Annotated in this window: 12 protein-coding genes and 1 tRNA gene; 8 read left to right on the top strand and 5 right to left on the bottom strand. The window is 64.1% G+C overall.

What is annotated here, in order from left to right:
• Positions 1-91 precede the first annotated feature (91 nt).
• Positions 92-1,291, bottom strand: a complete 1,200-nt coding sequence (locus tag HNR60_RS15265) for an amidohydrolase family protein (RefSeq protein ID WP_184258950.1) — start codon at positions 1,289-1,291, stop codon at positions 92-94.
• A 3-nt stretch (positions 1,292-1,294) separates the two neighbouring features.
• The gene (locus HNR60_RS15260) at positions 1,295-1,876 is read right to left on the bottom strand and encodes an amino acid synthesis family protein (RefSeq protein ID WP_184258948.1); all 582 of its coding nucleotides are present in this window, start codon (positions 1,874-1,876) and stop codon (positions 1,295-1,297) included.
• An 83-nt stretch (positions 1,877-1,959) separates the two neighbouring features.
• Between HNR60_RS15260 and HNR60_RS15255 the strand changes: the two genes are divergently transcribed.
• Both HNR60_RS15255 and HNR60_RS15250 read left to right on the top strand, forming a co-directional pair.
• Positions 1,960-2,631 (top strand): DUF4286 family protein, encoded by a 672-nt coding sequence (locus tag HNR60_RS15255; protein WP_184258946.1) that lies wholly within the window; start codon positions 1,960-1,962, stop codon positions 2,629-2,631.
• A gap of 8 nt (positions 2,632-2,639) precedes the next feature.
• Positions 2,640-3,449: a GntR family transcriptional regulator gene (locus HNR60_RS15250; protein WP_184258945.1), complete on the top strand. Its 810-nt coding sequence runs from the start codon at positions 2,640-2,642 to the stop codon at positions 3,447-3,449.
• A 128-nt stretch (positions 3,450-3,577) separates the two neighbouring features.
• Here the strand turns inward: HNR60_RS15250 and HNR60_RS15245 are convergent, their stop codons facing one another.
• Positions 3,578-4,960 (bottom strand): 4-hydroxyphenylacetate 3-hydroxylase N-terminal domain-containing protein, encoded by a 1,383-nt coding sequence (locus HNR60_RS15245; RefSeq protein WP_184258943.1) that lies wholly within the window; start codon positions 4,958-4,960, stop codon positions 3,578-3,580.
• A gap of 205 nt (positions 4,961-5,165) precedes the next feature.
• On the opposite strand from HNR60_RS15245, the gene HNR60_RS15240 reads away from it, so the two are divergent.
• Positions 5,166-5,702, top strand: coding sequence for a flavin reductase family protein (locus HNR60_RS15240; protein ID WP_210313574.1), 537 nt, complete (start codon positions 5,166-5,168; stop codon positions 5,700-5,702).
• Between the two features lie 49 nt (positions 5,703-5,751).
• Here the strand turns inward: HNR60_RS15240 and HNR60_RS15235 are convergent, their stop codons facing one another.
• Positions 5,752-5,895 (bottom strand): hypothetical protein, encoded by a 144-nt coding sequence (locus HNR60_RS15235; protein WP_184258941.1) that lies wholly within the window; start codon positions 5,893-5,895, stop codon positions 5,752-5,754.
• 241 nt (positions 5,896-6,136) lie between these two features.
• Positions 6,137-6,210: transfer RNA gene (locus tag HNR60_RS15230), tRNA-Gly, on the bottom strand.
• Between the two features lie 306 nt (positions 6,211-6,516).
• On the opposite strand from HNR60_RS15230, the gene HNR60_RS15225 reads away from it, so the two are divergent.
• From HNR60_RS15225 to glgX, 5 genes are all read left to right on the top strand, one after another.
• Positions 6,517-6,807 (top strand): SemiSWEET family sugar transporter, encoded by a 291-nt coding sequence (locus HNR60_RS15225; RefSeq protein WP_184258939.1) that lies wholly within the window; start codon positions 6,517-6,519, stop codon positions 6,805-6,807.
• A 59-nt stretch (positions 6,808-6,866) separates the two neighbouring features.
• Positions 6,867-7,376, top strand: a complete 510-nt coding sequence (locus HNR60_RS15220) for a YciE/YciF ferroxidase family protein (RefSeq protein ID WP_184258936.1) — start codon at positions 6,867-6,869, stop codon at positions 7,374-7,376.
• Between the two features lie 14 nt (positions 7,377-7,390).
• Complete coding sequence (locus tag HNR60_RS15215) at positions 7,391-7,945, top strand: DUF4142 domain-containing protein (protein ID WP_184258934.1); 555 nt, start codon at positions 7,391-7,393, stop codon at positions 7,943-7,945.
• Positions 7,946-8,066: 121 nt separating this feature from the next.
• Positions 8,067-10,184 carry a catalase gene (katE, locus tag HNR60_RS15210; protein ID WP_184258932.1) on the top strand — a complete coding sequence of 706 codons (2,118 nt, stop codon included), beginning with the start codon at positions 8,067-8,069 and terminating at the stop codon, positions 10,182-10,184.
• Between the two features lie 155 nt (positions 10,185-10,339).
• Complete coding sequence (gene glgX / locus HNR60_RS15205; protein ID WP_184258930.1) at positions 10,340-12,445, top strand: glycogen debranching protein GlgX; 2,106 nt, start codon at positions 10,340-10,342, stop codon at positions 12,443-12,445.
• Positions 12,446-12,525 lie beyond the last annotated feature (80 nt).

Below are 12,525 nucleotides of genomic sequence, written 5' to 3'. Positions count from 1 at the left end.
CCTGCTGGCCTCCCAATTCCAGCATCAAGCTTGAATCAGAAACCGCCTGATTTGGGAATCCCCCATCGATTCAGCCAAGCGTCATCCCGCTCTAGTGCGTCGCCGCGCCGGAGAAGTCCCGCGGCAACTTGGTGTTCGCCACCCGCACGGTGCGAATGCCGGCCGGCGTGTTGCGGCTGCGGCCGACGAACCGCGGCACGCCGTCGCTCACCACCGCGGCGACCGCCGGCACGTCGCCGTTGCGCAGCGCCGACAGCGCGTCGTCCTGCGAACCGCCGGCGCAGGCGTCGATCAGCACCACGTCGGCATCCTTGCCGGGTTTCAGGAAGCCGTTATTGAGCCGATAGGTCGTCGCATTGTTTCCGGTCGCCGCCGCGATCGCCTGTTCGGGCGGCATGTGGCCGAGGCTCGCCAGATGGCTGATGGTGTACAGCATACCGAGCGGCATGATGCCGCTGCCGGTTGGCGTATCGGTGGCGATCAACAGCCGCTCCGGCTGGCCGGCCTCGTCGAGCAGCTTCGCGGTCAGCAGTGCGGTGCGCAGATTGCCGGCCGTACACAGCTGCAGCGCGATGCGGCTTTCGTTCACCAGCCGCGCAAAGCCCTGTTCCGGCATCGCCACCGGGCCGCCATTGACGTGGAACGAGACGGTCGGGTTCGACTTCAGCACGTGCTCGGCCCAGATCCCCGAGGAGCCCGGAATCGACGAGCCGCCGGTGTGCATGGTCGTCACCATGCCGCGCTCGCGCGCCGCGAGCATCAGCGGCGCATAATCGAACGGCGAGCCGAAGGCGCCGAAGCCGGCCTTGGCCAGCCACACGCCGGCTTTCACCAACTCATCGAGATCGGCCTCGGTGAGGCCCGGCTCGAGAATGACAGAGCCGGCATGCACCCGCATGCCGCCCGGCCGATACTCCAGAAAACAGCCGCGCGCCGCCAGCGCCAACGCCTTGACGCCGGCCGGATCCTTCGGCCGTCCCGGGGTGTGCACCTCGGAGGCGGTGATCGCAGTGGTGGTGCCGCCGTGCACGTAGCTTTCGAGATAACCGACCACGCGCTGCCGCGGCGTGTAGTCGCCGAAAGTGATGTGCACGTGGCTGTCGATCAGCCCGGGGATCGCCGTGGTGCCGGCGGCGTCGATCACCACGTCGGCGCCCGACACCTGCTCGGACGACAAGGTGCCGACCGCACTGATCCGGCCCTCCTGCATCAGGATGGCGTCACCCGCAGCGAACGGCGCTTTCAGGTCGCCGGTGACGATGGTTCCGATGTTGACGATCGCCGTTTTCATTCGCTAAGCCTTGGCGCCATTGCGCTGCACCACCTCATCGTGAGTCAAACCGCCGACCCGCGCATTGATGCGGCCGTGGCTCGCCATGCAGAAGACCACCGCGATCTCGTCGGCCATCGGGGTGTCCTGCAGCGCGATGGTCATGCCGTCGTAGTGCGAGCGCACATAGACGTCGTCCTTGTGATTCATCGGAACGTCGATCGCGCAACCCGGCGCCGCCATCTTCACCATCGACGAGATCCAGGCTTTGCCGCCGCCGATCGCCTCGCGCAGCGGATTGGCGTAGGCGGTGGTGATCAGCGCGCTGGCGTGCTCGGCCTCGCCGTTCAATCCGACCAGCGCGCCCTTGCCGTAACCTTGCACTTGGTAGGATCCGAGCGCGGTGACCGCCATATCCCCCATCATAGCGCCGAGCCCGACGCTGGCCTCGATGAGCGGGCTGAGATCGGCGACGTAGCGACCGACGAACGGATTCTCCAGCACCACGACCGCGGCGACCTTGCGAACCGGCGTATCGACCCGCCGGCCGGCCGCTTCGCTCTTGTCTTCGATCAACAGATAGGTCCGGCGGATGTTCAGCTGCATCTGGTGTGACTTTCCAAGGCTTGACAGGCGTTCGCAAAAGGATACCAGTTTGTCTGACAATCTGTCAATCGAGGCGCACGCAAATGCAGAGCAAAGGTCAAGCGGTCCTGTTCTCCGAGATGGCTCCGGCGGCAGCATGGACCGATCGATTTCACAACTGGTATGATACGCACCATATTCCCGTGCGGATGGCGTGCCCCGGCTTCGTCAGCGCGCAGCGCTACCGGCGTCAGGACGGCGAGGGTTATCTCGCGGTGTACGAGATGGACGACGTCGGCGTGCTGTCGAGCGATGCCTACAAGGTCATCAAGAGCAATCCGTCCGAGGACACCGCCTTCATGCTGGCCAACGTCTCCGGATTCACCCGCTATCTCGCCAGCGAGACGTCGGCGAAACCCGCCGCTCCGGGCGTTGCAGCGGCGCTGGACGCCCCCATTCTCTACAGCGTCTGCTTCAACGTCCCCGCCGAGGCCGCCGCGGAGTTCGACTCCTGGTACGAGACGGAGCATATTCCGCTGTTGATGGAATGCCCCGATTGGTTGATGGTGCGCCGAATGCTGGTTACCGATGGCGTTCCAGAGATCTACACCCACATGGCCTTGCATTACCTCGCGGATGCCAAAGCGTTGCAGTCGCCGGCGCGGGAAAACGCCCGCGCGACGGAATGGCGCAAGCGGCTTGCAGAGCAAGACTGGTTCCAAGCGAGCTACGCCGTGTTCGATCGATGGGGGCAGCGGCAACTCGGCCAACGATAGAAGACAGCATGACGGCTCACGATCTCCGGATATCTCCCAGGACGGTTCAACAACAGATCGTCGAGAAACTTCGCGCCGCGATCACCGATGGGTTTTTTGCGCCCGGCGATCGATTGATCGAGGCCGAGCTCTGCGACATGCTCGGCGTCAGTCGGCCCTCGATCCGCGAGGCGCTGCGCAGTCTGGAAGCCGAACGCCTGATCGTCATCATTCCGAATCGCGGACCGCAAATTCCGGTTCTGACCGCGGACCACGCCGCCGAGATCTATCAGGTGCGCGCCCTGCTCGAGGGCGAAGCCGCCTGCATCGCCGCCAAACGCGCCACCACGGACGATCTCAAACAAATGCGGGCCTCGCTGGCCGCGTTCGGCCGGGCGATCCGCACCGCGGACATGCCGGGCAAGATCGCCTCGACGGCGGCGTTTTACGGTCACATCATGCGGTTGTGCGGCAACCGGATCATGCAGGAAACGTTGTCGACGCTGTTGGCGCGGATCAATTTCCTGCGCGCCCAGTCGATGTCGCAGCCGGGACGCGCCAAGCACAGCCTGCAGGAGATGAAGGCGATCTATCAGGCCGTCGCAACCAAGAACGGCGCCGCCGCCCGCAGCGCCGCGGTCAAACACGTCGAGCATGCGCACCTCTCGGCGATTGCGGCGTTCGAGCTGCTGAACGCCAAGCAGGCGCCGCGCAGCCGCCCGCGCACCGGCGGCAGCTCGGCCGCTGCCGCCGCAAACCGGCGGCCGGTTGCGGCGACGAATTTCGAGTCAGCCTCTCCGGCGACCGCCGCACCGGGGCAAGCCCGACGCCGGCGTTAGGACGACTCGATGTCGACCGCGGGCAGGTTCAGGGCGCGATCGACCAGCGCGCCGGCGCGCTGGAAGTCGTAGCTGCGGAACATGTTCATCTTCACGATGAACGACGCGCCGCCGTAGAACTTCTCGTACTACTGATGGCGATTGCCGAATTCGGTGCCGATGAAGTCCCACGCCATCCGCATCAACGCCACGCGATCGCGGGCACCCATCTGCGACGACCGATAATAGCGCTCGATGTCCTTGGCGGTCTCCGGGTTGTCGAAATCCTTGACCGACGACGGCAAGGTGATCATCGCAGCACCGGTCAGCTCGCGCACGATGTCGATCATCCGCGGATTGATTTCGCCCTGCAACGCCATCACCGCGTAAAGCATGCTCTTCGACGGCCACAGCACCCCTTCGTCGTCGACGGTGGCGAGCGCCTCCTGCGACAACAGCATGCCTTCGACGATCGACGCCAACGCGGCGAGTTCGCCCATCTGCACCATCACCGGGGGCGCGCCGTCGTTGCCGGTCGCCTCGTTCATCCGCTTGGCCATGCCGAGCAGAAACCGCAGCTTGGTCGAAAACCGCGCTTGCGCCTGGTGGTTGCCGTAGGTGTGCGACGGCGTCTTCCACCACTGGTCGCGGCACAGCTCGATGTCGCGATAGATGAAGACGTGATCCCACGGCACGAACACGTCGTCGAGCACGACGAAGCTGTCGGTTTCGTCGAACCGGCTGGTCAGCGGATAGTCGTAGGAGCTGGTCGCCTGGGTGGCGAACGCCCGCCGCGACAGCAGCCGCAGGCCCGGTGCGTCCATCGGGATCGCAACGCTGATCGCGTAGTTCTCGTCGCCGGGCTGCAGCGGGTGAATGCTGGACAGATGCAGATAGTCGGCGAACACCCCGCCGGTGGCGAGCTGCTGGCCGCCCTTGACGATGATGCCGCCCTCGACCTCGCGAACCACGCCGGCATAGAGATCCGGCTCGGACTGGTTACTCGCCGATTTGCTGCGATCGATCTGCGGCGGCACGATCGCGTAGGACACGTAGAGATGTTTGTCGCGCAGACGTTTGTAGAAATTGACCACGCGTTCGGCATATTGCGCGCCGGATTTGGCGAACACCGAGGGCTTGGCGGCGTAGCCGGTGAAGAAATTCGCGACGTGGTCGGGGCTGCGTCCCATCAGGCCGAACGACAATTCGGCCCATTTTTCCGCGGCGATGCGCTTCGCGGTGAGGTCCGCCACCGTCTTCGGGATCTGGTAGCAGCGCAACGCACGCAAGCCGGTCTCCGGCTCCAGATAGGTCATGATCTCGAGGTTCTCGGGCGCGAACGCGAAATCATACAGCGAGGCGAGCTGCTTCGCCGCCTGACGGAACGCCGGATGCCGCGACGGATCGGACACCCGTTCGCCGTCGACGAACACCGCACGCGGCGTCGCCGCGAGGTGTGCGAGAAAATCAGCGCCGGTGCGAAATCCAGCATTTGTTTCGAGGGCAAGCGGCCCGGGCGTTTGAACGTTCACCGACGTCTCCATTGATTTATATATACAGTGTGTACATAAATGTCGTAGATGTCAATTCCGGAAATCGGCGGCGGCGCCTCGCTTATTCCGCAATTCGATCGACGTCCGGCGCGATGTTCGTCGACGCTCCACCGCGATCCCGCGCGTCGCACGATCCCTTCCAGCGGGCCTGCCCCGCGGCCCCTCGCATGTTTGGAGACCGATCATGACCATCGAGCCTCGAGCGTTTCGTGATGCGCTGGGTCTGTTCCCGACCGGTGTCGCGATCGTCACCATGCGGGCGAACAACGGCGAGCGGATCGGCGCGACCGTCAGTTCCTTCAACTCGGTGTCGCTCGATCCACCGTTGATCCTGTTCAGCATCGCGCGCAGCGCCAAGGCGTTCGACGCCTGGGCCGGCGCGTCGCATTTCGCCGTCAACATTCTCTCAGAATCGCAAAGCGAGGTATCCAACCGCTTCGCCCGCGCGCTCACCGACAAGTGGGATGGCATCGCGGAGCCGGCCGACCCCAAAAGCGCGCCGCTGATCCCTTTGGCGAACGCCTGTTTCTCGTGCGAGTGTCATGCCCGCCACGACGGCGGCGATCATCTGATCCTGATCGGACGCGTCACGTCATACACCACCACGTCGGGCGAGCGTCCGCGGCCGCTGCTGTTCTATCGCGGCCGCTATCGCAAGCTCGATCCCGACGTGGAGATCGAGACGCCGCGAGGCGTCGACTACTCGCTGCACGGCTGGTAGAGGGCCGTGCGCGTGGGAGCGGTGCACTGCTCCGGCAAGATTTCGTCCATCAGACGTATTTCGATTTCGATCGCGCGTTGGCGATCATCGGTTCCAACGCCTGCACGCGCTGCGCGGTGCCGGTCGCCCGGCCGTCGCCGCCCTGACTACAGACCGCAGTCGCGGTAAACGCCGGCAGCACCATCGCCCGCATCGGCGCCTCGGGCGCAATCGAGTGCCGTCCGAATCTCGGGGGGAGCGCCTCAATCTCGCTCGACAGGTCCCTCAACGCGCGTCGGCCAACCGCAAGGGATGACGCCCCTCCCGTGCACGGTATTTACTTACCATCCACAAGATCCGTGCTTCGCCACAAGCGCTCGGACCGCGCCGCGTGGACGACCGCCTTCCGCAAAGCGAAATGCGGAATATATCTGTAGAGACAATAAGATAACGGTTGGAGCGGGTGAAGGGAATCGAACCCTCGTATTCAGCTTGGAAGGCTGCTGCTCTACCATTGAGCTACACCCGCATTGGGCGTTGACCTAACACGGCATCCGGGCCGCCTCAACACCCCGCGCCGCCGCACTGGGGAAAATCGTCCACGCCGCGGCGCGCCGCGCCGTCGTCGCCGGGAGCGCGACTTTCGATGACCGGGGAGCCACCCGCCCCGCCCCCCCTCGGCGATCGCTCGGCGTAACGTCGGGAACATTTGTCACATCGTGCGATTGGTCCGCCCCAACCGGAGACCTCGACATGCACACCCGTTCGCGCGTCGGTGCGCGGCGCTTGCGACCGCTGCGGACCGACGCAGCTCAGTCGTTCGCGCTCACTGCCGATGAGTGAATATCTGTCCTGGATCGGCATGGCGGCGGCGACGCTGACCTCGCTGTCCTATGTGCCTCAGGTGCGCAAAGCCTGGACGCGCGGATCGACCAAGGACCTGTCGCTGCACATGCTGATCGTGCTTACCGCAGGTCTCGTGCTGTGGACGCTCTATGGGCTGCTGAAATCCGACTACGTCATCGTCATCGCCAACGGCGTCGGAGCCACCCTGGCCGCCAGCGTGCTGGCCTTCAAAACCCGCGATCTTTTTGCCCAACGCCGCCGTCGCAGCCCGGGAACCTAACCCGGATCACTCCGTTGGAGTGCATCGCGGGCGCATGGCAGCAATTTCTGGAGACCACCATGGGATTCTTCAGCAAAGACATTCAATCGATGGACGACCTGCTGCTGCACGGTCTGCAGGACATCTACTACGCCGAGCAGCAGATCACCAAGGCGCTGCCGACCATGATCGAGCAGGCCACCAATCGTGACCTCGCGCAGGGACTGAAGGCCCACCTCGAGGAAACCCACAAGCAGATCGAGCGGTTGGACCAGGTGTTCAAGAAGCTCGGCAAGACGCCGTCGGGGACCGACTGTCCGGCGATCGACGGCCTGATCAAAGAGTCCAACGAAACCGCCGGCGAGATCGCCGACAAGTCGGTGCTCGACGCCGCCATCGTCGCCAACGCGCAAGCGGTCGAACACTACGAGATCGCCCGCTACGGCACGCTGATCGCCTGGGCCGAAGAACTCGGCCACGACGACATCGTCCGATTCCTCACCACCAATCTGAACGAGGAAAAGGCCGCCAACACCAAGCTCAACACCGTGGCGCTCCGCAAGGGCGTCAACCGCAAAGCTGCAAGCTGAAAAGGATCACCAACATGAAGCGTTTGACGATTATCGCCGCCTGCCTGCTGTTCGCCACCCCGGTGCTGGCGCAGTCGGTCGGCGAAAAAACCGGCGTGAATTCCACGCTCGGTATCGCGCCGACCACTCAGGACTTCGTCACCCAAGCCGCGATCAGCGACCTGTTCGAAATCGGCTCCGCCAAGCTGGCGCTGTCCAACGGCACCGCAGCCCAGAAGACGTTCGCCAATCAGATGATCGAGGATCACGGCAAGACCTCGGCGGAGTTGAAGAAGCTCGCCACCGGCGCGCTGAAGGTTAACGTGCCGAGCCAGCTCGACAGCGCGCACCAGGGCAAGCTCGACAAGCTGAACCAGGCCCGCGGCGCGGATTTCGCCCCGCTCTACGCCTCGCAGCAGGTTGACGCCCACAAGGATGCGGTGAACCTGTTCGAGCGCTATTCCAAGAGCGGCGAAAACGCCGAGCTGAAGGATTGGGCCGGCAAGACCCTGCCCGCGCTGAAGCATCATCTCGAGATGGCGCAGAAGCTCGACGACACCAACTCCAGCGCCACCGTCGGCAAGAAGTAATTACTCCCGGCCCGGCGTTGCCAGCAACGCCGGGCCGTTTCGTTGTGAAGTGCCCGGCCGGCCCATGCCGCTGGGCCCCCTCAGCTCTTCCTTCCCATTGCCCAAACAGGACTCCCGCCTCATGGCCAAAACCTCGAAGCGTTCCGCTGGACATACCTCGACCGTGCACGACCAGAAATTGACGCGCGGCGAAGGCGGCGAGTTGCATCAGACCGCCGAGGACCTCGGCCTCGAGGTGATGACCACCGCGCAGGGCGGCCCGGTGGCGGACGACCAGAACTCGCTGAAGATCGGCCCGCGCGGCCCGGTGTTGATGGAAGACTTCCACTTTCGCGAAAAGATGTTTCACTTCGACCACGAACGGATTCCGGAGCGCGTGGTGCACGCCCGCGGCTACGGCGCGCACGGCTTCTTCGAGACCTACAAATCGCTGTCGAAATACACCCGCGCCGACCTGTTTCAGCGCGAAGGCGAGCGCACCCCGGCGTTCGTGCGGTTCTCCACCGTCGCCGGCAGCAAGGGCTCGTTCGATCTTGCCCGCGACGTCCGCGGCTTCGCGGTGAAGATCTACACCAAGGAAGGCAATTGGGATCTGGTCGGCAACAACATCCCGGTGTTCTTCATCCAGGACGCCATCAAGTTTCCCGACGTCATTCATGCCGTCAAGGAAGATCCGGACAGCGCCTTCCCGCAGGCGCAGTCGGCGCACGACACGTTCTGGGACTTCATCAGCCTGACGCCCGAGAGCATGCACATGGTGATGTGGCAGATGTCGGACCGCACCATCCCGCGTTCGTTCCGCTTCATGGAAGGCTTCGGCGTCCACACCTTCCGGCTGGTCAACGCCAAGAACGAATCCACCTTCGTGAAATTCCACTGGAAGCCGAAGCTCGGGCTGCAGTCGGTGCTGTGGAACGAAGCGGTCAAGATCAACGGCGCCGATCCGGATTTCCATCGCCGCGATCTGTGGACCGCGATCCAGTCCGGCAACTTCCCGGAATGGGAGCTGCAGGTGCAGCTGTTCGACCAGGCATTTGCCGACGGCTTCGACTTCGACATCCTGGATCCCACCAAGATCATCCCGGAAGAAGTCCTGCCACCGATCGCGATCGGCCGGCTGGTGCTCGACCGCATGCCAGATAATTTCTTCGCCGAGACCGAGCAGGTCGCGTTCATGACCCAGAACGTGCCGCCCGGCATCGACTTCTCCAACGATCCGTTGCTGCAGGGCCGCAACTTCTCCTATCTCGACACCCAGCTGAAGCGGCTCGGCAGCCCGAACTTCACCCATCTGCCGATCAATGCGCCGAAATGCCCGTTCGCGCATTTCCAACAGGACGGCCATATGGCGATGCGCAATCCGGTCGGCCGCATCAACTACCAGCCGAACTCGTTCGGCGAGGGTCCGCGGGAATCCCCGAGCCGCGGCTTCGTGCCGTTCCCCGAGGCCGAGGAAGGCGCCAAGGCCCGCTTCCGCGCCGAAAGCTTCGCCGATCACTACAGTCAGGCACGGCAGTTCTTCATCAGCCAGACCCGCGGTGAGCAGCATCACATCGCCAACGCGCTCACCTTCGAGCTCAGCAAGTGCAAACTGCCGGTGATCCGCGAACGCGTGGTGTCGCATCTGTTGAACATCGACGAAGGCCTGGCCAACAGGGTCGCGGCGGCGCTCGGTATCAAGACCATGCCTGAGCCGGCCGACGCCGCGGTGCCGACCCGGCAGGATCTGCCGCCGTCGCCTGCGCTGTCGATCGTCGAGCGCGGACCGAAACGCTTCGAAGGCCGCAAGCTCGGCATCCTGATCACCGACGGCACCGACGCCGCGGTGTTGAAGGCGCTGCAGGCCGCGGTCACCAAGGCCGGCGCGGTGGTCGAACTGATCGCGCCGAAGGTCGGCGGCGCCACCTTGAGCGACGGCAGCTTCGTCGAGGCCGACCAGATGATCGACGGCGGCCCCTCGGTGCTGTACGACGCCGTCGCGCTGTTGCCCTCGGAGGCCGAGATCGATGCGCTGGTGCAGGAATCAACCGCACGCGACTTCGTCGCCGATGCGTTCGCGCATTGCAAGTTCATCGGCTACGTCACCGCCGCCGAACCGCTGCTCGCCAAGGCCGCGGTGCTCGACAGCCTCGACGAGGGCTGCATCAAGCTCGACGGCGCCAAGGATGCCACGGGCTTCGTCGGCGAACTCGGCCAACTACGGGTCTGGGCGCGCGAACCGACGGTCAAGATGAACTGATCGGCCGCCCGATCAACCGACTGCAGGCCGCCGTCGAGCCGACGCTCGACGGCGACCTTCTATCGACCACAAGCGATGAACCGTTTATCAGACTTAGCAGCGTCACGACGCCGATGTAGCATCATCGGGCGTGACATCGACGAATCGAGGACGACGTGAGCGAACAGACTGTTGGGGAAGGCCTTCCCTTCCCGTTGGGTGCCAGCTGGGACGGCAACGGAACGAATTTTGCACTGTTTTCGGCGCATGCCACCAAGGTGGAGATCTGCCTGTTCGACGGCGATCAGGAACGCCGCTACGAGCTGCCGGAATACACCGACGAGATCTTCCACGGCTATCTGCCCGACGTTGGCCCCGGGTGTTTCTACGGCTACCGCGTCCACGGCCCCTACGAGCCGGAAAACGGCCATCGCTTCAACCCCAACAAGCTGTTGCTCGACCCCTATGCCCGCGCCCATGCCGGCGAGATGAAATGGGATCCGGCGGTGTTCGGCTATACGATGGAAAGCGGCGACGACCGCACCTTCGACACCCGCGACAGCGCGCCGTTCGTGCCGAAATGCGTCGTGGTCGATCCGAATTACGACTGGAAGGGCGAACCCGGCCGCCGCAATACGCCGTGGGATCAGACCGTGATCTACGAGGCCCACGTCAAGGGCTTCAGCAAGCTGCATCCCGGCGTGCCCGAGCATCTGCGCGGCACCTATGCGGGCTTCGGCAGCCAGCCGATCATCGACCATATCGCCGCGCTCGGCGTCAGCGCGGTCGAACTGCTGCCGATCCACACCTTCATCAACGACGATAATCTGCTGGACAAGGGGCTGACCAATTATTGGGGCTACAACACCATCGGGTTCTTCGCCCCCGACCCGCGCTACGCCTCCGACGTGCCGAACAGCCTGCGCGAATTCAAGGAGATGGTGGCGCGGCTGCATAGCGGCGGGCTCGAAGTGATCCTCGACGTGGTCTACAACCACACCGCCGAGGGCAGCGAGCTCGGCCCGACGCTATCGTTCAAGGGTATCGACAACGCCAGCTACTATCGGCTGCTGCCGGACAAGAAGCGCTACTACATCAACGACACCGGCACCGGCAACACCGTCAACCTGTCGAATCCGCGGGTGATCCAGATGGTCGCCGATAGCTTGCGCTACTGGTCGAACGAGATGCACATCGACGGCTTCCGCTTCGACCTCGGCACCATTCTGGCGCGCGAAGTCTACGGCTTCGACGAGCAGAGCGGTTTCCTCAAGGCGGTCGATCAGGACCCGGTGCTGACCTCGGTCAAGCTGATCGCCGAGCCCTGGGACATCGGCCCCGGCGGCTATCAGGTCGGCGGCTTCCCGCCCGGCTGGGCGGAATGGAACGACAAGTTCCGCGACACCGCGCGCGACTATTGGCGCGGCGAAGCCGACGTCGCAGCGATCGTGCCGCGGCTGTCCGGCTCCGGCGATCTGTTCAATCATCAGGGCCGCCGCGCCTGGGCCAGCGTCAACTTCGTCACCGCGCATGACGGCTTCACGCTGCACGATTGGGCGAGCTACAACGACAAGCACAACGAAGCCAATGGCGAGGACAATCGCGACGGTTCCTCGTCGAATCGCTCATGGAATTGCGGCGTCGAAGGCCCGACCGACGACGAGACGATTTTGGCGCTGCGCGAACGGCAGAAGCGCAACATGCTGGCGACGCTGGTGCTGTCGCAGGGCACCCCGATGCTGCTGGCCGGCGACGAGTTCGGCCGCACCCAGCAGGGCAACAACAACGCCTATTGCCAGGACAGCGAGATTTCCTGGGTGCACTGGGAGCTCAACGACGACGCCAAGGATCTGTTGAGTTTCACGAAGCGACTGATCGAGCTGCGCAAGACCTATCCGACGCTGCGCCGCAGCCGCTTCCTCACCGGCCAGCACGATCCGGAACTCGACGTCTGCGACGTGGTGTGGATCAACGCCAACGGCACGCCGATGCAGGACGAGCAGTGGCACGACACCAACATGAAGAGCTTCGGCATGTTGCTCGACGGCCGCGCGCAGAAGACCGGCATCCGCAAGCACGGCGAGGAGGAAACCGTGCTGCTGGTGATGAACTCGTTCGACGGCGTGGTGGATTTCACGCTGCCGGATACGCCGCTTGGCACCAAATGGTCGCTGCTGATCGACAGCAACATTCCCGATGGCGCGCCGGGCGCGGAATTTCCGTGCGGGGCCATGTATCAGGTGACCGGACGGTCGCTGCTGCTGTTCACGCTCCGCGCGTAACATCTTGGCTGCCGATAATTTCGGCAGCCATTTCAACGCCAAACTCGGAACCATCGGGCGGGCTTCGCGCTTGTTCGGCA

The organism is Rhodopseudomonas rhenobacensis (assembly GCF_014203125.1).
GTDB lineage: Bacteria > Pseudomonadota > Alphaproteobacteria > Rhizobiales > Xanthobacteraceae > Rhodopseudomonas_A > Rhodopseudomonas_A rhenobacensis.
Note: the sequence above shows the minus strand (reverse complement) of the source record. Positions and strands in the feature narration are given on the sequence as shown.